General features: G+C 65.8%; 22 protein-coding genes. 11 read left to right on the forward strand and 11 right to left on the reverse strand.

Annotated elements, in window-relative coordinates; all coding sequences use genetic code 11:
- Positions 1–147: 147 nt before the first annotated feature.
- Together CXQ89_RS12755 and CXQ89_RS18890 are read left to right on the forward strand one after the other, a co-directional pair.
- On the forward strand, positions 148–1,170 hold the full coding sequence (locus CXQ89_RS12755; protein ID WP_104054981.1) for a LacI family DNA-binding transcriptional regulator: 1,023 nt from the start codon (positions 148–150) through the stop codon (positions 1,168–1,170).
- A 330-nt stretch (positions 1,171–1,500) separates the two neighbouring features.
- Complete coding sequence (locus tag CXQ89_RS18890) at positions 1,501–2,352, forward strand: excalibur calcium-binding domain-containing protein (protein WP_237685382.1); 852 nt, start codon at positions 1,501–1,503, stop codon at positions 2,350–2,352.
- Between the two features lie 69 nt (positions 2,353–2,421).
- Here CXQ89_RS18890 and CXQ89_RS12765 read toward each other — a convergent pair whose 3' ends face one another.
- The 5 genes from CXQ89_RS12765 to CXQ89_RS12785 form a co-directional block, all read right to left on the reverse strand.
- Positions 2,422–3,147, reverse strand: a complete 726-nt coding sequence (locus tag CXQ89_RS12765) for an L-ribulose-5-phosphate 4-epimerase (protein WP_104054982.1) — start codon at positions 3,145–3,147, stop codon at positions 2,422–2,424.
- On the reverse strand, positions 3,144–4,838 hold the full coding sequence (gene araB, locus CXQ89_RS12770; protein WP_104161539.1) for a ribulokinase: 1,695 nt from the start codon (positions 4,836–4,838) through the stop codon (positions 3,144–3,146). The genes CXQ89_RS12765 and araB overlap by 4 nt, the downstream gene beginning before the upstream one ends.
- Before the next feature lie 92 nt (positions 4,839–4,930).
- On the reverse strand, positions 4,931–5,920 hold the full coding sequence (locus tag CXQ89_RS12775; RefSeq protein ID WP_104161540.1) for a ribose ABC transporter permease: 990 nt from the start codon (positions 5,918–5,920) through the stop codon (positions 4,931–4,933).
- A gap of 1 nt (position 5,921) precedes the next feature.
- Positions 5,922–7,448, reverse strand: coding sequence for a sugar ABC transporter ATP-binding protein (locus tag CXQ89_RS12780; RefSeq protein ID WP_104054985.1), 1,527 nt, complete (start codon positions 7,446–7,448; stop codon positions 5,922–5,924).
- 83 nt (positions 7,449–7,531) lie between these two features.
- The gene (locus tag CXQ89_RS12785; protein ID WP_104161541.1) at positions 7,532–8,491 is read right to left on the reverse strand and encodes an ABC transporter substrate-binding protein; all 960 of its coding nucleotides are present in this window, start codon (positions 8,489–8,491) and stop codon (positions 7,532–7,534) included.
- Between the two features lie 206 nt (positions 8,492–8,697).
- Between CXQ89_RS12785 and CXQ89_RS12790 the strand changes: the two genes are divergently transcribed.
- From CXQ89_RS12790 to CXQ89_RS12805, 4 genes are read left to right on the forward strand one after another with little or no spacing between them, the layout of a single operon-like run.
- Complete coding sequence (locus CXQ89_RS12790) at positions 8,698–9,762, forward strand: LacI family DNA-binding transcriptional regulator (RefSeq protein ID WP_219815609.1); 1,065 nt, start codon at positions 8,698–8,700, stop codon at positions 9,760–9,762.
- Complete coding sequence (locus CXQ89_RS12795) at positions 9,759–10,751, forward strand: class I mannose-6-phosphate isomerase (RefSeq protein ID WP_104054988.1); 993 nt, start codon at positions 9,759–9,761, stop codon at positions 10,749–10,751. Before CXQ89_RS12790 ends, CXQ89_RS12795 begins: the two co-directional genes overlap by 4 nt.
- Before the next feature lie 56 nt (positions 10,752–10,807).
- On the forward strand, positions 10,808–12,226 hold the full coding sequence (locus tag CXQ89_RS12800) for a xylulokinase (protein ID WP_104161542.1): 1,419 nt from the start codon (positions 10,808–10,810) through the stop codon (positions 12,224–12,226).
- Positions 12,227–12,272: 46 nt separating this feature from the next.
- Positions 12,273–12,530 (forward strand): hypothetical protein, encoded by a 258-nt coding sequence (locus CXQ89_RS12805; protein WP_146067251.1) that lies wholly within the window; start codon positions 12,273–12,275, stop codon positions 12,528–12,530.
- A 42-nt stretch (positions 12,531–12,572) separates the two neighbouring features.
- Here the strand turns inward: CXQ89_RS12805 and CXQ89_RS12810 are convergent, their stop codons facing one another.
- Positions 12,573–13,013, reverse strand: coding sequence for a hypothetical protein (locus CXQ89_RS12810; protein ID WP_104054991.1), 441 nt, complete (start codon positions 13,011–13,013; stop codon positions 12,573–12,575).
- Positions 13,014–13,127: 114 nt separating this feature from the next.
- Entirely contained in the window at positions 13,128–15,155 is a 2,028-nt protein-coding gene (locus CXQ89_RS12815; RefSeq protein WP_258060088.1) for a transketolase, read from the reverse strand.
- A 176-nt stretch (positions 15,156–15,331) separates the two neighbouring features.
- Here CXQ89_RS12815 and CXQ89_RS12820 point away from each other — a divergent pair, with 176 nt between their 5' ends.
- The 5 genes from CXQ89_RS12820 (at position 15,332) to CXQ89_RS12840 (ending at position 19,714) form a co-directional block, all read left to right on the forward strand.
- Positions 15,332–15,781 (forward strand): PTS sugar transporter subunit IIA, encoded by a 450-nt coding sequence (locus CXQ89_RS12820; protein WP_104054992.1) that lies wholly within the window; start codon positions 15,332–15,334, stop codon positions 15,779–15,781.
- 24 nt (positions 15,782–15,805) lie between these two features.
- Positions 15,806–16,078: a PTS sugar transporter subunit IIB gene (locus CXQ89_RS12825; RefSeq protein WP_104054993.1), complete on the forward strand. Its 273-nt coding sequence runs from the start codon at positions 15,806–15,808 to the stop codon at positions 16,076–16,078.
- Between the two features lie 59 nt (positions 16,079–16,137).
- Positions 16,138–17,661 (forward strand): PTS ascorbate transporter subunit IIC, encoded by a 1,524-nt coding sequence (locus CXQ89_RS12830; RefSeq protein WP_104054994.1) that lies wholly within the window; start codon positions 16,138–16,140, stop codon positions 17,659–17,661.
- A gap of 201 nt (positions 17,662–17,862) precedes the next feature.
- The gene (locus tag CXQ89_RS12835; RefSeq protein WP_146067252.1) at positions 17,863–18,444 is read left to right on the forward strand and encodes a hypothetical protein; all 582 of its coding nucleotides are present in this window, start codon (positions 17,863–17,865) and stop codon (positions 18,442–18,444) included.
- 61 nt (positions 18,445–18,505) lie between these two features.
- Positions 18,506–19,714 (forward strand): alpha-hydroxy acid oxidase, encoded by a 1,209-nt coding sequence (locus CXQ89_RS12840; RefSeq protein ID WP_104161546.1) that lies wholly within the window; start codon positions 18,506–18,508, stop codon positions 19,712–19,714.
- Between the two features lie 5 nt (positions 19,715–19,719).
- Here the strand turns inward: CXQ89_RS12840 and CXQ89_RS12845 are convergent, their stop codons facing one another.
- Genes CXQ89_RS12845 through CXQ89_RS12860 form a run of 4 tightly spaced genes read right to left on the reverse strand, consistent with a single transcriptional unit; the run spans position 19,720 to position 23,942 of the window.
- A complete protein-coding gene (locus CXQ89_RS12845) occupies positions 19,720–20,535 on the reverse strand; it encodes a carbohydrate ABC transporter permease (protein WP_104161547.1) in 816 nt (271 codons plus the stop codon).
- Positions 20,532–21,467 (reverse strand): carbohydrate ABC transporter permease, encoded by a 936-nt coding sequence (locus CXQ89_RS12850; RefSeq protein WP_104161548.1) that lies wholly within the window; start codon positions 21,465–21,467, stop codon positions 20,532–20,534. Before CXQ89_RS12850 ends, CXQ89_RS12845 begins: the two co-directional genes overlap by 4 nt.
- A complete protein-coding gene (locus CXQ89_RS12855; RefSeq protein WP_219815610.1) occupies positions 21,442–22,812 on the reverse strand; it encodes an ABC transporter substrate-binding protein in 1,371 nt (456 codons plus the stop codon). The genes CXQ89_RS12850 and CXQ89_RS12855 overlap by 26 nt, the downstream gene beginning before the upstream one ends.
- 50 nt (positions 22,813–22,862) lie before the next feature.
- Positions 22,863–23,942: a PfkB family carbohydrate kinase gene (locus CXQ89_RS12860; RefSeq protein WP_104161549.1), complete on the reverse strand. Its 1,080-nt coding sequence runs from the start codon at positions 23,940–23,942 to the stop codon at positions 22,863–22,865.
- Between the last annotated feature and the right edge of the window lies 1 nt (position 23,943).

Raw genomic sequence — 23,943 nt, forward strand, 5'->3', positions numbered from 1 at the left:
TTGACTCCTTTGTCGGTAATCCTGTGGGGCCGGTCACGGTACAGTATGTGCTAAATCCATTCAGCACATAGCCTGACCCTAATCCGGCAATACCGCAAGTGAATTTGCCAAGTCGTTATCGGCAGTTAGCATCGAGCAGGAGGAATTATGGCCACCAGCAAGCGTGTGACACTTGCCGACGTCGCACGTCGGGCGGGTTTGTCGTCCTCCGCGGCGTCCATGATTCTTAACGGCCGTCCGGATACCCGGCTGTCGAAAGACGCCCATGACCGGGTGAATCTAGCCGCGGCAGAGCTTGGTTATCGGCCTAATGTGGCGGCGCGGGCTTTGCGGGTGGATAAGACCCAAACCATTGGATTTGTCTCTGACACCGTGGCCACAACACGCTTCGCCAGCGGGTTGATCAAGGGTGCCCTGGCGGCGGCGGAGCGAGCGGGGCACGTGATTCTGGTGGCCGAGACCGGCGGGGACCATGCGCGTGAATCAGAAGCAATTGCTGCTCTGCTGGACCGCCAGGTTGACGGCATTGTTTTCGCTGCCACGCGGGCCCGTGAACTGTTTATCCCCGCCCTTCAGGAAAACGTTCCGGTGGTACTGCTCAACGCCATCAACGAGCACTTTCCGGTGTCGGTCCTGCCCGACGAAGAGCGCGGTGGCCGGGCAGCCGTGTCCCTGCTGGCAGACGCCGGGCACAAAGAGGGCATATTCCTTATCGGGCACAACGAGGTGAAAGAGCGGAATGTGTTCCGGTCGACCACAGTGGCTCGGCGGCTGGACGGAATACGGTCGGAAATGAAGGACCGGGGATTGTCCTTTGAACGGGAAGAATCCATCTGGGATTGGGAGCCGCAGAATGGCTACGCCTGCGTGCATGAAATCCTGAACGAAATGCCCCCGCCTCGGGCATTGATCTGTTTGAATGACCCGCTGGCATTCGGTGCCTATCAGGCGTTGACGGAGAAGGGTCTCCGGGTGCCGGAGGATGTTTCTATTGTTTCCTTCGACAATGACGAAATTGCCTCGTACCTTCGCCCGGGGCTGACCACCATCGGACTTCCTCATGAGGAAATGGGCCGGCTCGCCGTTGAACTGCTTTTGGACGGCGCCAAAGGCGGCGAGCACCTCGTGGACATGCCGGTCATCATCCGGTCCTCGATACAGGCGCTATGACGATGGTTTTGGGCCGCCGAGAGGACTGCCCAGAAGGATGCCCTGAAGATGCAGCATTTCGTTGCCTGGGCCGGGTGCACTGAACTGAGCGTCGGAGAGAGCTGATGCGTCTTCACGCGGCGCTCACTTCCGCGGAGGCGGCTAGCTGGACCACGTCTAATGCGAGGACTCCCCGCAGAGAGGGGAGCTGTTCGACGGTCCTGCAGCAGAGTTCCGCTAATCACTGGTTTGGTGGTGCGCAGTCACACAACGTCGCAGTCCCTCGGGTGCTGTAGCCTGTGGATCGATGCATTCGCATCCGTTTTCTATCTGTTCTGTCATGGGGGATCTATGTCTGTTTTGCCGACCATCCGCACCGCGTCAACGATGACACGTGGCAACGGACCTTCCGCCCGTTCCCGGGTGCTGTCGCTCGGGGCACTGGCGCTCAGCACCGTGGTTGTTCTGTCCGGCTGCGGGGGCGGCGACGCCGAACCCGCAGCCGCCGCCTCACCCACCCCGTCCAAGACGAGTGCTTCCCCGACGCCGACGCCAACACCCACGCCCACGCAGATTGCCAACAAGACCTGTACGACGGCCGGGGCCACGCGGACTCAGGACCAGACCGCCACCCCAACCCCCACTCCGACACCGACACCGGCACCGTCAGCGTCGACGGCTGCAGCGACGCCCTCGACAAAGGCGTCTCCGTCGCCGTCACCAACGACCACATGGGCATCTCCGTCCGCCACGCCCACGCCCACGTCCGCAACCGTGGTCTATGTCTGCACTGAAAACGACAACGGCGTGCTCCTCTGGATGGATGAAGACAGCTCCACCAAGATCCTTGCCGTGCGCAAGGAAGCCGCGGACCGGAAGGCCGCGGACGAAGCCGCTGCGGCCGCTGAACAGCAACGCATCGCGGACGAGGCGGCGGCGGCGGAGGCACAGCGGCTGGCCGACGAACAGGCCGCTGCCGCGGAAGCTCAGCGTCAGGCAGAGGAACAGGCACGCCAGCAGGCGGTGCCGGAACCCGCTCCGGCTCCGGCTGCTCCCGCTCCCGTCGAGTCTCCCGCTCCGGCCGCCGCGTACTACCCGAACTGCTCCGCTGCCCGGGCAGCAGGAGCCGCGCCGGTCTACGCCGGACAGCCGGGATACGGTTCGCACCTGGACCGCGACGGCGACGGCGTCGCCTGCGAGTAGCGCCGCCTGAGAGTTGTTAAGGAGGCACGACGACGGCGGCCTGGTGCCGCCGTCGTCGTCAAACCATCCCTAGTGCTGCCCGTACACGTTCTGGTACCGGTTGAACAGTGAGTCGATCTGCGCCTGCCCAATCGGCAGCGGCGCCCCGAGCTGCCGGGAAATATGCACGGTCCGTGCCACTTCCTCGCACAGCACCGCAGCCTTCACCGCAGCACGCGCATCGCGGCCCACCGTGAACGGCCCGTGGTTCTGCATGAGCACGGCGGGGGAGCGGGAGCCGGACAGGGTCTGCACAATGCCCTGCCCGATCGAATCATCGCCGATCAGCGCAAACGGCCCCACCGGAATTTCCCCGCCGAACTCGTCCGCCATCATGGTCAGCACGCAGGGAATGGCTTCTCCGCGGGCGGCCCACGCGGTGGCGTAGGTGGAATGGGTGTGCACCACGCCGCCGATGTGTTCCATGTGCCGGTACACGTAGGCGTGCGCGGCGGTGTCCGACGACGGCGCGAAGTCGCCTTCCACCAGCGTCCCGAACAAGTCGGTGACCACCATGTTCTCGGCGGTCAGGTCCGCGTAGGCCACGCCGGAGGGCTTGATCACCATCAGGTCCGCCCCGGGAACGCGTGCCGACACGTTGCCGGCCGTCCACACCACCAGCTCGTTGGCGGTCAGCTCCCCGTGCAGGGCCGCCACCTCCGCCTTGAGCCGGTCGACGTCGTCCCGCAGGTGTGCGGGAATGCCGGCTGCGGCACCGGGAGTGGCGGAATCGGGAGTGGAAACGTGCTGGGTCATGACGAAACTCCAATCGGGGAAGTGGTGCGGCCGGCAACGGCGGCGCGGCGCATGGCTTTGAGTCGGTGCATTACGTTGTTGCCGCCGCGGCCAAAGTAGTCATGCAGCGTCCGGTATTCCTCGAACAGCTGCTGGTAGGCCCGGACGTTCTCCGGGTCCGGGAGGTAGGCGTTGCGCTGCACGTTGCCCATGGCTTCGGCGGCGGCGCGGATGTCCGGATAGGCGCCGGCCGCCACGGCCGCGTGGATGGCCGAGCCCAGTGCCGGTCCCTGCTCCGAGGCGATCACCGAGATGGGCATGTTCAGCACGTCGCAGTAAATCTGCATCAGCAGGCGGTTCTTCAACAGGCCGCCGGCGACAGTCAGTTCGCGGACCGGAACGCCGCTGTCCCGGAAGGCCTCCACGATCACGCGGGTGCCGAAAGCGGTGGCTTCCAGCAGGGCCCGGTACATGTCCTCGGGTGCGGTGGCCAGGGTCTGGCCCACAAAGACGCCGGACAGTTCATGGTCCACCAGCACTGAACGGTTGCCGCTGTGCCAGTCCAGGGCCAGCAGCCCGTGCTCGCCGATGGCCTGCCGGGACGCCAGCTCGGTCAGGTACTGGTGCACGTCCAGACCTCGTTCCGCGGCGGCGGAGACGTAGGCCGGCGGAACGCAGGTGCGCACAAACCAGCCGAAGATGTCACCCACGCCGCTCTGCCCGGCTTCAAAGCCCCAGAGCCCGTCCACAATGCCGCCGTCCACGGCCCCGCACATGCCCGGCACGTCGGCCGGACCCTCGGCGCTCATCACATGGCAGGTGGAGGTGCCCATGATGGCCACCATCTGGCCCGGTTCCACGGCCTTCGCGGCCGGGGCGGTGACGTGGGCGTCCACGTTGCCCACCGCCACGGCAATGCCCTCGGGCAGTCCCGTCCAGGCCGCAGCCTGCGCCGAGAGGGTTCCGGCCGAATCGCCGAGCTGCCCGATCCGGTGTTCCAGCTTGTCCGTCACAAACCCGGCAAAGTCCGGGTTCAGTCCGGCCAGGAAGTCGGCGGAAGGGTAGCGGCCGTCCTGGTAGATGCCCTTGTAGCCGGCGGTGCAGGCGTTGCGCACGTAGCTGCCGGTGAGCTGCCAGACAATCCAGTCAGCGGCCTCCACCCAGTGCTCCATGGCGGCATAGACTTCCGGGTCCTCTTCCAGGACCTGCAGGCCCTTGGCGAATTCCCATTCGGAGGAGACCAGCCCGCCGTAGCGGGAGAGCCAGGACTCGCCCCGCTCGGCCGCGAGTTCATTGATGCGGTCCGCCTGCGCCTGGGCGGCGTGGTGGCGCCACAGTTTTACATAGGCGTGCGGACGGTTGGCGAAGCCGGGCTGCTCGCACAGCGGAACGCCGTCGGCCGTCACCGGCACCATGGTGCAGGCGGTGAAGTCGGTGGCCAGCCCCACCACCCGGGCAGGGTCGATGCCGGCTTTGCGCACGGCCTCGGGGACCGCGTGCTGCAGCACCTGTACGTAGTCGCGCGGCACCTGCAGTGCCCAGTCCGGCGGCAGCTGCGGGCCGCCGTCGGGCAGTGCGTCGGTGAGAACGGCGTGCGGATAGGGGTAGGCGGCGTCGGCGAGCTCGGTGCCGTCGGACACCCGGACCACCACGGCCCGGCCGGAGAGGGTGCCGTAGTCGACACCGATGACATAGCTGTCTGCAAGATTCATGGTTTGTCCTGGACATGAGAAGGAAGAGGGATAAAACGCGGGCCTGCCCCCTGCCTCAGCAGGGGACAGGCCCGGACGTGCAGGAAAAGGGATCAGGCGCGCTTGAAGTTCTTCAACCCGTCGATGCCCACGGCGAGGACGATCACAATGCCCTTGACCACCAGTTGGTAGAAGAACGGAACGTTCATCAGCACCAGTCCGTTGCTGAGCACGCCGATGATCAGCGCACCGATAAGGGTGCCCACAATCCGGCCGCGCCCGCCGGCCAGGGCGGTGCCGCCGAGGACGACGGCGGCAATGGCGTCCAGTTCGTAGCCTTCGCCGGCCTTGGGCTGGCCGGATTCCACGCGGGCGGCGAAGATGACGCCGGCCAGGCCGGCGCAGGCGCCCATGATCAGGTAGACACGGACCAGGGTCCACTTGACCTTGATGCCGGCCAGGCGGGCGGCTTCAGCGTTGCCGCCGATGGCGTAAATGTGCCGGCCGAAGGTGGTGCGCTCCAGGACAAACCAGAGGATGGCGTAGACCGCGATCATCAGGACCACCGGCGTCGGAATGCCGGCAATGCCGCCGTTGCCCAGGGCGCGGAAGCCGAGGTCGCTGGCGATCAGCGGCTGCGCGTCGGTCAGCGAGTAGGAGAACCCGCGGATGTAGGTCAGGGCGCCGAGGGTGATGATGAACGCCGGCAGGCCCAGGTAGGCAATCAGGCTGCCGTTGATCAGGCCGGTGGCAGCGCCCACCACAATGCCGCCGAGGACGGCGACAATGGCGGGGGCGCCGGCGGTCCAGAGCAGGATGGAGCTGACGCCGGTCAGGGCGACGACGGAACCCACCGACAGGTCAATGCCGCCGGTCAGGATCACCAGGGTCATGCCGGCGGCAAGGATGGCGTTGATGGACACGGCGCGCGCCACGTTCAGGCCGTTGTCCACGCTGAGGAAGTTCGGCGCGAACATGCTCATCATCACCACGAGGATGACCAGCACGGCCAGGATGCCGTACCGGTCCCAGAGCCAGGGCAGGTCCGGGCCTTTCTTGGCGGCGGGAGCAGAGGAGGACGGGTTTTTTGTAAGTGTGGACATGTTACTTTTCCCCCAGGAGCTGGGATTCGGCGGATCCTTCGGTGGCAACGCCGGTGGCGTACATCATGACGGATTGTTCGGTTGCTTCTGCACGGCTGAATTCCTTCACCAGCTGGCCGTCGCGCACGGCGAAGACGCGGTCGCTGATGCCCAGTGCCTCGGGCAGGTCGGAGGAAATCACCAGCACCGCCACGCCCCGGGCAACCAGGTCATTGATGATGCGGTAGATCTCCTGCTTGGCGCCGATATCGACGCCGCGGGTGGGTTCATCGAGGATGAGCACCTTGGGCTCGAGCATCAGCCAGCGTGAAAGCACCACCTTTTGCTGGTTGCCGCCGGAGAGGCCGCGCACCAGCTGGTCGATGGAGGTGCTGCGCACGCGCAGGGAGGCAACTTCACCCTTGACGGCGTCGCGGAGGCTGCGCCGTTTAATGAGGCCGGCGGAACTGAACTTCCCGAAGGTGCTCATGGCGGCGTTGTCGCGGATAGACATGTCAAGGAACAGGGCCTGCTCCTTGCGGCTTTCCGGCAGCAGGCCAATCCGGTGGGCGATGGCGTCACCGGGGCTGCTGATCTGCACCTCGTTGCCGTCGATGCTGACGGTGCCGCCGGTCTTGGCGTCGGCGCCAAAGATCATCCGGGCCAGTTCGGTGCGGCCGGCACCGACCAGGCCCACCAGGCCCACCACTTCGCCGGCACGGATGTCCAGATCCACAGGGCCAATGCCCTTGCCGTTGGTCAGTCCGCGGACGGACAGGACGGTGGCGCCCGGCTCTCGGTCCTCATGGACGTAGAGATTGTCGACGTCGCGGCCCACCATCCGGTTCACGATGTCTTCGGGGGTGGCTTCGCTGCGGCCGGTGGTGGAGACCCAGCGGCCGTCGCGCAGCACGGTGATCCGGTCCGAGAGTTTCCAGACCTCTTCCATCCGGTGGCTGATGTAGGCCAGGGCCATGCCGCGGCCGCGCATGTCCTCCACCAGTTCGAAGAGCCGTTCCGCTTCGGCCTGGGAGAGGGAGGCGGTGGGTTCGTCCAGGACCAGGATCTTGGCGTTTTCGGCGACGGCGCGGGCAATTTCCACCATCTGCTGCATGCCTACGGAGAGGCGGCCGATGGGCAGGTCTACCGGAATGTCGGCGCCGATCCGGTCCAGTTTCTCCCGGGCCGAGCGGCGCAGTTCCCTGCGGTTGAGGATGCCGCCGCGGTTCGGCTCGCTGCCCAGGGACAGGTTCTCCGCCACGGTCATGTCCGGAACCGTGTTCAGTTCCTGATGGATGATGGCGATGCCCTTGGCCAGGGCGTCGCGGGGGTTGGCGATGGAGATCTGCTCGCCGTTGAGCTCAATCGTGCCTGCATCCGGGGTGTACACGCCGGACAGGATTTTCATGAGGGTGGACTTGCCGGCCCCGTTTTCCCCCATCAGCGCGTGAACTTCGCCCGCATGCAGTTCCAGGTGAACGTCTTCGAGGGCTACGGCGCCGCCGAATTTCTTGCTGACTCCGCTCATGCGCAGTAATGGATTAGTCATTGCATTGCAGCCTTTGTGTGGTGCGGTGGGGAACGACGGCGGCCGGTGACGGCCGCCGTCGTCGTTGATACTGCCGGGCCTTGTTACTTCCAGCCCTTGTAGGACGCGAGGTTCGCGGCGTCAACCAGGGAGCTGGGCACCAGCACGGTGTCCTCTTCCAGGGTTTCGCCGGCGCGCAGTTTCACGGCCATTTCCAGCGCGGTGGAGCCGAGCAGGTTCGGGTCCTGGGCGGCGGTGCCCTTGAACATGGAGGTTCCCTTGCCCATTTCAGCCACGGCCTCGGGGGAGCCGTCCACACCGGTGATGATCAGGTCCGTTTTGCCGGCCTGCTGGGCGGCCAGGTTGGCGCCCAGAGCGGTGGGGTCATTGACGCCGAAGATGCCCGCGATGTTCGGGGACGCGGTGAGCATATCGGTGGTCAGGGTCAGGGCCTTCTCGCGGCCGTTGTCACCGTTCTGCTGTCCGACCACCTTGACGTCCGGCGCGGCGGCCAGGGCTTCCTCGCAGCCGGTGACGCGGTCCTGGATGGAGGTGGTGGGGGTGCCGTCCACAATCAGGATTTCGCCCTTGCCGCCGATCTGCTCGATCAGGCTTTCGCAGGCCAGCCGGCCTGCCTGCACGTTGTCCGTGGTGACGGTGGCTTCGGCGTTCTTGGCTCCGACGTCCACGGCGACGACGGTGATACCGGCGTCGCGGGCACGCTGGACGGCGGGCCCAACGCCCTCGGAATCCACCGCGTTGATCAGCAGCACGTCGATACCCTGCTGGATGAAGGCATCGATCTGGTCATTCTGCGCGGCAAGGTCCTGGCGCCCGTCCTGCGCGGAGAAGGTGGCGCCCAGATCCTTGGCGGCTGCCTCCACGCCGTTCTTCATCGAGTTGAAGAACGGATTGCCCAGGTCCTGAACCATCAGGCCCACTGCCTTGACCTCGGTGCTCTGCTCGCCGCCGGCCGAGGCGCTCATGTCCTCGGTGCAGGCGGAGAGGGAGAGGGCGCTCAGTGCCAAGGCTCCGAGCAGTGCGGCGCTCTTGAGTGCCTTCATGTAGATACTCCTTTGTAGTCTCTTCTGACGCGTCCGGACGGCGGGCGTAATCCGGCTCCGCAGCGTCCGCTTCTTCGCGGAAACCGGGGCCGAGGGAGTGACGCACGACATTCGGACAACGTTGTCCCGTCATGTTATACATGTGAGACAACGTTGTCTAAACCACACACTTCAGCAACAGCCACGTCACGCAACAAGGGGGTCACATGAACGCCGACAGCCATCACCAGGGCCGCCGACCCACCATGACGGACGTGGCGCAGCGCGCCGGAGTCAGCCTGAAAACCGTGTCCCGGGTGGTCAACGGCGTGCAGAGCGTGGATGCACAGATGGCCAGCCGCGTGCAGGAGGCCGCCGAGGAGCTGGGCTACCGGCCCAATTTCGCTGCAGCGGTGCTGCGCTCGGGCTCCAGTACCGCCACCATCGGGCTGCTCATCAAGGACCTGCGCAACGAGTTTTACGCCACCATCGCCGCAGCGGTGGCTGACGTCGCCCGGGCCAACGGCTTTCAGCTGATCACCTCCTACTCCGGAGAAAACGCCGACGACGAGCTCGAGGCCGTGCAGGACCTGTGCCGCCGCCGGGTGGACGGGCTGCTGATTGTGCCCACCTCCGGAGACCACGCCGGCCTGCAAAAGGAAATGGACCTGGGCACGCCCATGGTCTTCCTGGACCGCCGCCCCGAAGGGCTGGACGCGGACGCCGTGGTGCTGGACAACTTTGCCGGCGCACGCGCCGGCGCCGGGCTGCTCCTGGACGAGGGGCACACCCGGATCGGGATCCTGATCGACACCCTGAAGATGCCCACCATGGGCCAACGGCTCGACGGCGTCCGCCAGGCCTATGCGGACCGCGGACTGCCCTTCGACGAGTCCCAGGTGGTCCACAACGTGGCCACACCGGAAAAGGCCGCGCGGCGGATGGACGCCATCCTGGCGGAGGAACAGCCGCCCACCGCCTTCTTCTGCGGCAACAACCGCTCGGGGGTGGGGGCACTGCGCGCGCTCTGGGCCCACCGCCGCGCCGAACCCCTGGTCTGCTTTGACGACTTCCACCTCTCCGACCTCATGCCGCGGCCGCTGACGGTGATCAGCTACGACAACTACGCCCTGGGCGCGCTGGGAGCCGAGCTGCTCTTCCGCCGGATCCGCGGCGAGGACTTTGACCCTGAAACCGTAGTGCTTCCCACGCAGCTGAGCCGCCGCGGCACCAGCACCGACTGTCCGCCTGACCCGGGCTCCGCAAGCCAGCCAACCGAAGGAATCCAGTGACTGCCCCGATCTTTCTGCCCAGCAACCAGCCCGCGGACAGGTTCTACCGCGGCGGCGAAAAAATCCGTGCCTTCCGCGGCACCGCCGCATCCGGTGAACGGGTTCCCGAGGACTGGGTAGGGTCAACCACCACCCTCTTCGGCGAACCCGTGCTGGGCCTGAGCGAAGTTTCGACGGGCCGGCTGCTCCGGGACGAAATCAGTGCCGACCCTGCCTCCTGGCTGGGCCCGGAGCATCTGGCCCGCTACGGCGCCGACACCATGGTGCTGGTCAAACTGCTCGACGCCGGGCAGCGGCTGCCGGTGCACCTGCACCCCGAGCAGGATTTCGCCGCCGAACACCTGGGCCGCAGGCACGGCAAGGCCGAAGCCTGGTACATCCTGGAGGGCGGCTCGGTGCACCTGGGCTTTAACCGGGCGGTCAGCGCGGAGGAACTGCGCAGCTGGGTGGACGGCCAGGAGGTGGAAGCCATGCTGGCCGCCATGCACCGCGTGGACGTCCGCCCCGGTGACAGCGTGTACGTGCCGCCGGGCTGCCCGCACGCGATCGGCAGCGGGATTTTCCTGGTGGAGGTCCAGGAGCCGGAGGACCTCTCCATCCTGCTGGAGTGGAAGGACTTCGCGATCGAGGGCACCACCCAGGGCCATCTGGGCCTGGGCTTCGACACGGCACTGCAGGCTACGGACACTCGCGCGCTCAGTACGGCGGACCTTGACGCGCTGGTGGTGCGCGGCGGCACCGGCGACTCCACTCTGGCGGCAGCCGCCGGTCCATATTTCCGGGCCGAGCGAACCGACGTCGCCGGCTCTGCCGTCCTGGACCCCGGATTCAGCGTCCTGGTGGTGCTGGACGGCGCCGGAACGCTGACCACGGCTGACGGCGCCTGGCCGCTTGCCGCCGGCGACACCGTGCTGCTGCCGTTTTCCGCCGGCGAACTGCAGGTGGCGGGCACCCTGTCGCTGATGCGCTGCCGGCCGCCGCGGGCCTGAACTGCACCTGCCCGCTTTCGCCGCCTTCCTTCCGCTTTCCCTGAAAGGTCCAAGCCATGCCCCTGGTCGCCGGAGTGGACAGCTCCACGCAGTCCTGCAAAATCGTCATCCGTGACGCCGAAAGCGGAGCCGTGCTGCGCCGAGGCACCGCCCGGCATGCCCCCGGCACCGAAGTGGATCCGGAGTCCTGGTGGACCGCGCTGCAGGCAGCCGTCACTGCGGCCGGCGGCATCGAGGACGTGGCCGCCATTGCCGTATCCGGCCAGCAGCACGGCATGGTGTGCCTGGATGCGGACGGCGCCGTGGTCCGGCCGGCCCTGCTCTGGAATGACGTCCGCTCCGCCGCCGCGGCCCGCGCCATGATCGACGACGCCGCAGCCTCCTCCGGCCTGGACGGCGCGGAGTACTGGGCCCGGGCCACCGGGACCGTGCCGGTGGCGTCCATTACTGCCGCCAAGCTGCGCTGGCTGGCGGAGAACGAGCCCGAAAATGCGGCCCGTACCGCCGCTGTCTGCCTGCCCCATGACTGGTTGAGCTGGCGGCTGGCCGGCTACGGGCCGGGCTCCGGCGCCGCCGGTCTTGCCGCTTTGTGCACCGACCGCTCCGATGCATCCGGCACCGGTTACTGGTCTCCGGCCACCGGGAAGTACCTGCCGGAGGTGCTGGAGCAAACCCTTGGCCACGTTCCGGTGCTGCCCCGGGTGCTGGAGCCGCTGGAAGCGGAACTGCGCACGCCGGCCGGGCAGCTGATCGGTGCCGGCAGCGGGGACAACGCCGGTGCTGCGCTGGGCGTGGGCGCGGAAGTGGGCGACGTCGTCGTCTCCGTAGGCACCTCCGGAACGGTTTTTGCGGTATCAGCCGCACCGACGTCGGATCCCACCGGTCTGGTTGCGGGCTTCGCCGACGCCACCGGCCACTACCTGCCGCTGGTGTGCACCCTGAACGGATCCCGGGTGCTGGACGCCACGGCGGCCCTGCTGAACGTGGACCTGCCCGCGCTGACTGAACTGGCGCAGGCCGCCGGCGACGGAGCCGGCGGCCTGACCATGGTGCCCTACTTCGAGGGTGAACGCACACCCAATCTGCCCGACGCCACCGGATCCCTGCACGGCATGACGCTGCAGAACTTCACCCCGGAAAACCTGGCCCGCGCGGCCGTGGAAGCCATCGCCTGCTCGCTGGCTGACGGTCTGGCCGCCCTGACCGCCGTCGGAACCGAGGTCCGCCGGGTCATCCTCGTGGGCGGTGCCGCCCGGTCAGCCGCGCTGCAGCACGCAGTGTCGGCGGTCTTCGGGCTGCCCGTGACGGTTCCCGACCCCGACGAATACGTGGCCAACGGCGCCGCCAAGCAGGCCGCCGGCGTGCTGGCGGGCAGCTGGCCGCAGTGGGCACAGTCCGGCACCAGCACTGTGGAAGCCGCTCCGGCGCCTGAGATCCTGCAGCGGTACCGGGCAGCCGCGGCCACCGTCCGGTGACGCTGCAGGCCTGAGCTGGCCCCAAGGCCACGGATAGGATTGACGCATGAGCTCTGAGGAAGTTGCATGCGTCATCTGTGGGCGTCCCGGGGTGCTCACCTGGACGATCGACGGCGCGGCCGGTGCCGGCGTCGTCGATTTGTGTGTTGTGCACAGCAAGCCACTCACGGACGCCTTGGCCGCAGCGGCAGCAAAGCCGCGAAACAAAGAAGCATCCGGGCAGAAGGCGCCGGAGCTGCCGAGGCGGGTGGCACGGCGCGCGTCCTTTGAACCCCTGGACTGGGCCCCGCCGGCCGGCAGTTAAAACCGTCTGCCGGGACGTTGCTGCGTCCCGGCAGTACTGCGCTTAGCCGGCGGCTGTGCCGGGTTCCCTAATCAGCCACTGATCCGCGTCGGTGCGGGGGACGTAATAGAAGCCGCCCTTCCTGCTGGCTGCGTTGGGCGGTGCGTCCTTGTGATAGTTCACCACGACGTCGTTGTCGGCGAGCTCGCGAAGCCAATCAGCGAGCAGCCGATCTTCTTCCGGACTCAGTTTTCCGCCGCTCTTCTGCTTGGCGATGGCGCGGAAGCGGTCCATGACGGCGGTGGTCTTGTGCTCGTCCGCGATCTCCCAGGGCAGGACATCCTTGTACGTTGCCCGTTCCTTGGTGAAGCCGGCGCGGTCCAGGGCCCTCCAGACTGCAGCCTCAGTGACTCCGTACTGTTCGGCGATATCGATCAGGCGCAGGCCCTGTTTGCGGAGCTGGCGAAGGGTGGTGCTGTCGGGGAGCTTGCGTTCTGCGGGCAATGAATTTCCTTTGTGTCAGTGAACGTTTGTTGCAAGATCTAAGTTAAACCTTCGGGGGCTTGAAGGTCAAGTCGTAGATTTGTGGGTATCGCCGTGTTGCTCCCCGGACGGAGGTTATCCCCGCAGGGTTTCCCGGGCCGCAGCAAGGACGTTGTCCAGGTGGATGCCGCGAAGATGCAGAATTTCGCTGCCCGAGCCGGACTCCCCGAACCGGTCGATGGAAACCACCCGGCCGCCGCTGCCGGCCCACCGGTACCAGGCGTCTCCGCGTCCGGCTTCGACCGTCACCCGGGCTGTCAGCGCGGCCGGGAGGACATGTTCGCGGTAGTCCGGGTCCTGCTCGCTGAACCATTCAACGCAGGGCATGGACACAACGCGCGAATGAATGCCTTCGCCTTCGAGGACCTGCGCGGCCTCGACGGCGAGGGAGACTTCGCTGCCCGTGGCGATGAACGCCAGATCCTCCCCGCCGCCGTTCTGCCAGCGAACATATCCGCCCCGGCCGGCGCCGTCGTCGGCCGCCAGCGCGAACGGCAGAACGGGAAGTTTCTGCCGGCTCAGGGCAAGTGCCACCGGCCGGTCCGCAGACGCAAGGATGCGTCTCCACACGGCGAGAACTTCCACGGAGTCTGCGGGCCGGACCACATCCAGCCCGGGGACGGCCCGCAGCGAGGCGAGCTGTTCCACGGGCTGGTGCGTCGGCCCGTCTTCGCCCACCGCCACGGAGTCATGGGAGAAAACATAAATCACCCCCAGCCCCATCAGCGCCGCGAGGCGAATGCTGGGACGCATGTAGTCGCTGAACACGAGGTAGGTGGAGCCAAAGGGCCGCCACGGTCCGTGCAGGGCAATGCCGCTCAGAGCTGCCGCCATGGCATGTTCCCGAACACCGAAGCGGATGAACTCACCGGACGGGTTCTGCGCGGAGAACGGTTCGCCGGGAACGGCCACGCTGGTGGAACCGCTCAGATCCGCCGAACCGCCCCAGAGAGGCGCAGTGGACCGCAGAGCCTGGAGAACCTCACCGTTGGTGGTGCGGGTGGCGATGAGGTCGCCTTGATTCCCCGTTGAAACTTCTGACAGCGCCGATGCATCGACTTCACCGCTGCGGAACCGGGTCCACCGCTCGGCGTCACCCGGGTGCTCCGCCGCCCACTGACCGTAGGCGCGTTCCCACTTGGAATACTGGTGGGCTCCGCGCTTAGTGGCCTTGCGGGTGTGCCGCAGCAACTCGTCGTCGACCAGGTCCTTGAGTTCGGCGTCGCGGGCGTACCCCAGTGCTTTCTTCACCTCCGCCACTTCCTCGGGTCCGAACCCGCCGGAGTGGGCGGCAGGCGTGCCGCCAAACTTGCGGGAGGGAGCACCGATAACCGTCTTCACGGCGACAAAGGTGGGCCGGCCGGTCCTCTCGGCGGCCTGTCGAAGCACGGCTTCAACGGCGTCGAGATCGGTGATGTCGTCAATTGCGAGAACCCGCCAGTTGTACGACGCGTAGCGGGCGCGGACATCTTCGGAGAACGTTTCGCTCGTGGGGGAGTCGATGGTCACGCCGTTGTCATCCCAGATCAGCACCAGGTTGTCCAGGCCCAGGGTGCCGGCGAGGCTCGAGGCTTCGGCGGATATGCCCTCCTGCAGGCAGCCGTCACCGGCAAGCGTCCAAACGGTGTGGTCCAGAAGGTCGGAGCCGGGAGTGAAGACCGCCTGTTCATGGCGTGCGGCCGCTGCCATGCCGACGGCGGAGGCCACACCCTGCCCCAGCGGTCCGGTGCTCATTTCGACGCCGGGAGTGTGGTGAACCTCCGGGTGCCCCGGAGTCTTCGATCCCAGGGAACGTCCGGCGGCCAGATCGGCCAGCGTCAGCCCGTAGCCGGTAAAGAAAAGCTGGATGTACAGCAGGAGGCTCGCATGTCCTGCGGACAGGACAAAGCGGTCCCTGGCAGGCCAGTCCGGGTGTGCGGGACTGTGGCGCAGGACCCTGGAGAACAAGACATAGGACAACGGCGCCATCGCCATGGCGGTTCCGGCGTGCCCGTGTCCCTTTTCCTGCACCAAGTGAGCGGGAATGGCCCGGGCAGCTGCGACCGCCCTCTGATCCAGGGAAGAATCGGATCCGGACTGTTCAGGCAAGCGGTTCTCAGTCACACCGTCACTGTGGCGCCGCAGCCGGACATAAGTCAACGGGGCGCGGATCCCCCGGGTTTTTTGGGGGCGAAGGCTCACTTGTCCTGAGTTCCATGGACAACGCTTCGTCACGATGGCACGGTGAAGAACGATGCATGGATCAGGACCTCCCAGTTTCCTAAGGATTCACCGTGGCCATGAACCTCGAAAATTCACTGTTTTCCATCAACCTCAAGGCGCCCGCAGCCGACTGGCGGGACGCGATTCGCCTGGCGGGTGATGGACTTGTTGCGGCCGGAGTCACCACCGGGGACTACACCGATCAGATGATCGCAGCAGTTGAAGAACACGGTCCGTACATCGTCATTGCTCCCGGTATAGCCCTTGCCCATGCGCGGCCCTCCGAAGCTGTCCTGAAGGGCGGGCTGAGCTGGGTAAGCCTCAAGGATCCGGTCAATTTCGGCCACGCGAAGAATGACCCGGTGACCCTGGTGATTGGCCTGGCCGCCACGGACCACAACGCACACATTGAAGTTCTCAAGGCGCTCGCCGGGGTCCTTGCCAACAAGGAACTCCGCGGCAGGCTGGAAGCGGCGACCACGGAAACGGAAGTGCGGGACCTGCTGAAAAGTTTGGACACCAACTAATCGCTCTCGATGGAAAGGCACCCCATGAAAATAGTTGCCGTTTGCGGCATGGGCATTGGAACCTCGGTGCTGTTGAAGATGAACGCGGAACAGGTCCTGAGGGACCTGGGTGTGGAAGGCGACGTCGAAGCAGCCGACATCGGTGTTGCCAGGGGCGCAGCCCAGTCCGCGGACATCGTCCTGACGAGTGATGAGCTCGCAGGGGAGATCGGCGAGGTTCCGGCCAAAGTGATCATCATCGACAACTTCGTCGACATGGACGAAATCAAAGAGAAACTCTCAGCAGCCATCGAATAGCCGCGTTCCCTGCCACCTAAAAGGCGTTTGCTGCCACCCCAAAAAAAGGAGTGCCTACGATGGACTGGCTTGTCGTCATTTTGAATTTCATCGGGCAACAAATTCTCAACGTACCGGCCTACCTCATTGGCATCATCACCGCTATCGGCCTGATCGCACTGCGCCGCAACTCCGGCCAAGTGGTGGGTGGGGCGCTGAAAGCAGCCCTGGGCTTCCTGATCCTCGGTGCGGGAGCAACGGTGGTGACGAACTCCCTGGATCCCCTCGGCACGCTCATCCTCGCGGTAACCGGTGCGCAGGGCGTGATTCCCACCAACGAGGTCATCACGGCTATTGCCCAGGAGGACTTCGGTGCCCAGAGCGCCTATGTCCTGACGCTTGGTTTTTTGGTGATGCTGTTGCTTGCCCGGTTCACGCCGCTGAAGTACGTCTTCCTCACGGGCCACCACATGGTTTTTATGGCCACCATGCTCACCGTGGTGCTGTCGGTCGGTCTGGGCGAAGACCTGAGCTGGCTGGTGGTGATCATCGGAGCGGTTCTCCTGGGCGTCGTCATGGTGGTGATGCCGGCCTTTGTCCATCCCTGGACCAAAAAAGTTACCGGTAATGACACCATCGCCATCGGACACTTCGGAACTCTCGGATACATTGCGGCCGGTGCCGCAGGCCAGGCGGTGGGCCGCCGCAGCAAATCGACTGAGGACATCAAATTCCCGCAGGGCTTACGCTTCCTCCGGGATTCCATGGTGGCAACCGCTCTGTCCATGGTCCTGATCTACCTCGTCTTTTCCATTTGGGGTTTGATAGCTCTTCCCCGTGACGAGGCACTGGCCATCTTTGACGTTGCCGATGCCGGAGCGTTCATCATGGCCGGTTTTGGTTTGGCACTTCAGTTCGGCGTGGGCGTGGCCATCATTCTTTACGGTGTGCGCACCGTTTTGGGGGAGCTGGTTCCAGCGTTCCAGGGAATCGCCAATAAGGTTGTCCCCGGTGCCAAGGCGGCCCTGGACATCCCCATTGTCTTTCCCTTCGGTCAGAACGCTGTATTGATCGGGTTCCTCAGTTCATTCGCGGGCGGTCTGGTTGCCCTCGGACTCCTGGCTGTTTGGCTCAACCCGGTCTTTGGGCTCGCCCTGATTCTTCCCGGCATGGTGCCCCACTTCTTCACCGGAGGCGGCGCCGGCGTTTACGGCAACGCCACCGGCGGACGCCGCGGTGCGATGGCCGGCGGCTTCATCAACGGGGTCATCATCACGATCCTGCCCGCAATCCTGCTCCAGGTGCTCGGCGAATTCGGTTTCGCGAACAGCACCTTCGGCGATGCGGACTTCGGCTGGTTCGGAACCATCATTGGGCTCAGCCTCCGGACCGGGACAGCAGGCGGAATTGTTCTCACCGTCCTGATCGCGTTGGTGCTCGTGGTCGCTGCGAGCATCTACCAACGCAAGGTCGTGGATGCGGGCTGGGTTCCCGGGGCCAAACGCGACAAATGGCTTGAGGAAGAAAAGGCAGCCGAGAAAGCACGTGCCGATGCCGCCAAAGCTGCCGCCAAGGATGCTGCCGACAAAGAGAAGGACGTGTAGACAAGGCAGTACTGCGCTCCATAAAGACAGGCAGAAGAAATATCAGCAATAAGCGGCCGTTGGTTATGCGGAATCCGAACAGGATCTGCGTAGCCAACGGCCGCTTTGGTGCGTGGTGCCACTCTGGGCACTGGGGCTGCGACTGCCTATAGTCCCCTTGATGGGCCAGAGCGTGGCAAGGCGTCAATGTCAGGGGGGAAAATGAATTGGGTAGACGCGGCAGAAATCATGTCAGGACTGGGCACCATGGGGGCGTTGATATTTGTTGCGTTTCAAACGCTGTATTCAAACCGCGCGTTGGCGCAGGCCCGAGAGTTGATGGAGCTGGAACGCGATCGGGATCAGCGCGAACAAATGGAAGGTGCGAAGAAGGCGGCAGAGGGGGTGGGGTCCTGGCCCGTAATCCTGCGCCGCGGCAGCGGAAAAGGGGAATGGGGTCTGGAAATCGTCAATCCGTCGTCAGCCCCCATTTACGAGGTCAAAGTTGTCCGTGCAGCGGGGCAGGCAGCCAGCGGAGCACTAGTGGAGGAAATTGCTGCGCGTGCAGCTGTGCTGGCACCCGGTCGCTATTTCGCCGGAGGCGGGCCTTTTCTCGAATGGCTTCAGAGCGACGCCCAAACCGAACCGATTATGGGCGGGCGCCGGTACCGCGCGACTCTCACCTTCACGGACACCAACGGGAGGCAATGGATGAGGGATCCGGACGGACTGCTGACCGAAACCACCACCGGCTTGGACCCGTTGCCGCACCCGCTTGAGGACGCCGCAACACAGGCGAAATGAATAAGGTGCTGCACGCCCGTCATGCTTACGCTGGCCTTTCCGGACGTGAGGAGCACCAGCCATGAAACGCAGAATTCCCCAGTACAAAGAACTCCGAGACCTGGTCCAGTTCAAACCCTTTGATCTGGACCGGCGGCGGGCACGGCTGGCGAAAGCCACCAATGTCTGGGAACTGCGCGACATCGCGAAGCGGCGGATTCCCGCGGCAGCCTTCGACTACGTGGACGGCGGATCCTTCGGCGAGCACGCCCTGAACCGCAACCGCGCCGCGTTTGATGACGTCGAATTTGTTCCGCACGTGCTGCGCGATGTCACCAGCGTGGACCTGCGCACCAAGATCGCCGGTACGGAGTCGGCGCTGCCCGTGGGCATCGGGCCCACCGGCCTGACCCGGCTGATGCACACCGAAGGCGAGATCGGAGGAGCCCGGGCCGCGGCCGCGTTCGGCATTCCGTTTTCACTGTCCACCATGGGCACGGCCTCGATCGAGGAGCTCGCCGCTGAAGTGCCCGACGCCGCCAAATGGTTCCAGCTCTACCTCTGGAAGGACCGCGGCCGGTCCCGGGAACTGGTGAACCGTGCCGCCGCCGCCGGCTACGGCGCGCTGATCGTCACGGTGGACACCCCCGTGGCCGGCGCCCGGCTGCGGGACACCCGCAACGGCATGACCATGCCGCCCACCCTCACGCCCAAGACCGTCCTGGACGCGTCCTACCGGCCCGAGTGGTGGTTCAACTTCCTCACCACCAAACCGCTGGGTTTCGCGAACTTCGAGGGCGAGCGGGTTTCCCTGGCAGAGACCGTCAACACCATGTTTGAGCCCTCACTGAACTTCGATGACCTGGGATGGCTGCGCGAGACCTGGCCCGGAAAACTGATCGTCAAGGGCATCCAGTCACCACAGGACGCGGTGGAATCCTTCGCCCGCGGCGCCGACGTCATTGTGGTGTCCAACCACGGCGGCCGGCAGCTGGACCGGGCCCCGGTGCCGCTGCGGATCCTGCCCGACATCCGCGCCGCCGTCGGGCCCGACGCCGAAATCATTCTGGACTCGGGCATCATGTCCGGCAGCGACATCGTGGCCGCGATCGCCGCCGGGGCTGACTTCACGCTGATCGGCCGGGCCTATCTCTACGGGCTGATGGCCGGCGGCCGGCAGGGCGCCGAACGGACGCTGGAGCTGCTGCGCACCGAAATGACAGTGGTGATGCAGCTGCTCGGGGTTACCAGTTTGGCCGAGTTGACGCCGGAGCATGTGCGCCGGGTCTAGGCGTCTTATTCCTTGACCGCCCCTTCGAGCATGCCCTTGATGAAGTGCCGCTGCAGGATGAAGTAGAGCACCACCACGGGCAGCGCCACCAGCACGGCACCGGCTGCCAGCAGGGCGGTGCCCTGCGTGTACTGGCCCTGGAAAAACGCCAGGCCCAGCGGAGCCGTGCGGAACGCGCCGGTGGGGGACATGACCAGGGGAATCAGGAATTCGTTCCAGGTCCACATGAACACCAGCACCACCATGGTGGTGATTGCCGGGCGGCCCATGGGCATCAGGATGGACCACAGGATGCGTCCCGGGGAGGCGCCGTCCATCCGCGCCGCGTCCACGATCGCCGGGCTGACGCCGCGGAAATAGGTGCGCATCCAGTACGTCCCGAAGGCCACCGACTGCGCCACCTGCGGCATGGCCACCGCCCACACCGTATCCGTCAGGCCCAGGGCCCGCAGGTCGAAGAAGAGTGGAACCACTATGGCTTCGGCCGGCACCATGATGCCCAGCAGGAACAGGTAGAACAGGGCCTGGCTGCCGCGGAACGTCATGGTGCCGAAGGCGTAACCGGCCAGCACCGAGAGCACCACGGTCAGGGACACCACAATCACAGCCACCAGGACCGAGGTCCCCATGTACTGCCCGAAGCGGCCCTCTTCCCAGGCCGCCAGGAAGTTGCCGGGATGAAAGGCTCCCTCCCGGCCCGCCGCGGCATCCCGGGGGCCGAAGGCCTCCGCCAGGATGGTCAGCATGGGTGCCAGGACCAGCAGGGAAAAGACAATCAAAACGGCATAGTTGAGGAAGCGTTCAGTGCTGCTGACCTTCACGGGTTCCGCTCTCCGATCCGGTTCACAACCGCGGTAATGGCAAAAATCAGGACGGTCAGGGTGACGCCCACGGCGGCTGCGGATCCCACCTCGCCCAGCTCAAAGGCCCGCCGGTACACCTCATAGCTGGGCACCGTGGTGGAACTGCCCGGTCCGCCGCTGGTCGTCACGTAAATCAGGTCAAAGGTCTTGAGCGACGCCACAATGGTCAGGGTCAGGGCCACCGTGATCTCGGCCCGCACCGACGGGACGATGATGGCGAAAAACTCCCGCACCGCTCCGGCGCCGTCCAGCCGGGCGGACTCAAACTGCTCCACCGGAATGCGCGCCATTCCCGCCAGCAGCAGCACCGTCACCAAACCGGTGGAGACCCAGGTCCCAATGAGTCCGACGGCGGGAAGTGAGAAGGTGTAATCGCCCAGCCAGGGGCGGGTCAGGGCCTCCAGCCCCACAAACCGCAGAAAGGTGTTCAGGGTGCCGTCGGGAGCGTAAATCTGTCGCCACGCCACGGCCACCACCACCATGGCAATGACCTGGGGCAGGAACACGATGGTGCGGAACACGGACAAACCGTGCACCTTTGCCCGGGTCAGGACGGCCGCGAGCACCAGGCCCAGGCAGACGGGCAGAACGGCGTAGAAGAAGATGAACACCAGTGCGTGGACAAAGGCGGCGCGCAGCCGGTCGTCGGAGAAAATGTCCGTGTAATTCTCCAGGCCCACAAAGGTGGCCAGCGTCAGTCCGTCCCAGTCGAACAGGGACAGATGCGCCGCCCGGCCCAGCGGATAGAGCATGAACGCCGCGTAGACGAGGAACGCGGGCAGGATAAACAGGTACGGCACATACCATCGCCCGCCGCGGCCGGTCCGGGACTTGCCGCCCCGGCCAGCCGCCGCCGTCGTACTCTCAGCCCGCGTTAGTGAAGTCGGCATAATCCGTTTCCAGGGCCTGGGTGAATTCCTGCGGGGAAACCCTGCCGTCCAGCACGCCCTGAAGCGCCTCACCCATGGTGTCCGCCATGGTGGGGGTGGCGTAGTCCAGATAGGGGAGCAGCGCGCCGTCGGCGCTGACGGACCCGAACTCGGAGTAAACGTCCTGCAGCACACCCGACTCCGGGGCGTACTTCTGCGTGTCAACGACGGGCAGGTTGCCCGTTTCGGCCAGGATGGCCATGGCCTCGTCGCTGGTGATGAAGTTGATGTATGCCGCGGCAAGGTCCGGGTTTTCGGATTCGCTGGTGACCGTGAACGGCAGCCCGGTGCCGCCGGTGGTCTTAGGCGCTTCACCGGCGGCATCGGCGGGGACAAAGAATCCGACGTCATCGCCCATGGCGTCCTGCAGGTCCGCGGCCAGCCACGAACCTCCCATGAGGAACACGCCGTCACCGGCGGCAAGTGACTGCCACGCGGCGTCGTAGTCGGTGCCGTTCACGCCGTCGTTGAAATATCCCTTGGACTGCCAGTCGGCCAGTTTCTGCGCGGCGGCCTCATTTTCCGGCGTGGTCCAGGACGCGCCGGCATTGCCGAAGCCCAGCTTCTGCACGTCCTCCGTGGACACCATGGAGCCCTGCACCGGTCCGAACACATGCAGCGCCGGCCACTTCTCTATGTTGCCCAGCAGCATCGGAGTCTCGCCGGCTTCCTTTGCGGTTTCCATCGCCGCCTCAAAACCCGCCCAGTCCTCGGGCACGTCCAGGCCCAGCTCGGCCAGTTTGGACTTGCTGTAGAAAACGCCCACCACTTCGCCCACCTGCGGCAGCCCGTACAGGCTGCCGGTGCCGAAGGTCTGGCCGTCCTCGCTGTACTTCGAATACTGCAGCACGCTCGCCGGGTAGCGGTCCTCCCAGCCGTATAACCCGGCCCAGGGATCAAGCGGCAGCAGCTGCCCGGCGGCCACAAAGGCACCCATGGCGTTGCGGCCGTTGTTGGCCTCGACCACGTCCGGGGCGTCGTCACCGCTGAGCGCCAGCCGCAGCGTGGTGGCCAAATCGTCGAAGGACTGCGAATTCCGTTCAATGGTGATGTTGGGGTACTTGGCCATGAACGCCTCGTTGAGCTGGGTCATCTGCTCGTTCTGGCCGCCGCGCACCTCCTGGTCCCAGACCGTGAGGGTCTGCTCGCCCATGGCCGAGACATCGGTCTGGATGGTGGCGCTGGGGTCGCGCTCCTCGGGGGCGTCACTGCCCGATCCGGGAGTGCAGGCGGTGAGGGACAGGGCGGCGGCGGACAGGGCGGCAGTAAGCCCCATGCCCAGTCGGCGACGGCGGGAAGTAGTCATGGAATCTTCCTTACTGGACAGGCGGCTAACGATGAGCCGGGATGCGGTGTTCATGAAAAGGCCTCCACCTCGGTGAGCAGGCCAAAGGTTGCCTCCGCGCGGCGGACGGCGTTTTGGGCTTTGTCGGTCAGGACCTCATCGAGGAAGCCGTAACGGCGGACGACGTCGGCGGCCTCCTCTCCGCGGGAAGCGCTGGCTTTGGCGGCTTTCCACCAGTCCACGATGTCGCCCCAGCCGGGCGCGGCAAGGGAACCGCCGAAGTGCTGCACGGCCAGGGCCGAACAGAGCGAGGCGAAGAGCAGCCGCTGGCGCAGCGGCCACTGGTCCAGGGTGCCCACCACCATGGCGGCAGCGAACACGTCACCGGCACCGGTGGGATCCAGGGCGTTGACGCTCAGGCCCGGCACGGAAGCGGTTTCACCGGTGGAGGCGTCGGAGGCAATGGCTCCGGCGGCGCCCTTGGTGACGACGGCGAGCGGAACCTGGTCGGAGAGCTTCCCCAGCGCATCCTCTGCGGAGTCCGTGCGGGTGTACGCCATGGCCTCAATGTCATTGGGAAGGAAGGCATGGCACAGGTGCAGATCCGCAAGCACGGCCGGGTCCCACGCCCCGGACGGATCCCAGCCCACGTCCGCGAAGACCAGAGTTTCGCCCGCGCTGTAGTCCTTCCACCAGGGCTCCTGCCCGTCCGGCCGGACCAGTTCGCCGAAGACGGCGCGGGCGGGCGGGGGAACGCCGATCAGCTCCCGCTGCGTCACGGGGATGGGGTGGCCGTGGGTCACCATGCTCCGGTCGCCCTGCCAGGAGAGTGACACGGTGACGGCGGAGTGCCAGCCGCGGAACGTGCGGGAACGGCCGAGGTTGATCTTTTCCTGTTCGGCCAGCAGTGTCCAGGCCCACGCACCGTAGGCGTCGTCACCGAATCCTGCCGCCAAACCGGTGTCCAGTCCCAGCCGGGAGGCGGCCACGGCAAGGTTGGCAATGCCGCCGGGGAGCGAGCCCATGCCGTCCGCCCACACCTCGGTTCCGGGCCTGGGGGCGGCGGGGAGTCCGGTAAAGACGATGTCGAAGAACAAGGACCCGGTGAGGAACAGGTCCAGTTGCGCTTCGGAGCTGCCGGCAGTTGTCACC

This window comes from Arthrobacter sp. ZGTC212, assembly GCF_002929255.1.
In the GTDB taxonomy this organism is placed as follows: Bacteria; Actinomycetota; Actinomycetes; order Actinomycetales; family Micrococcaceae; genus Arthrobacter_B; species Arthrobacter_B sunyaminii.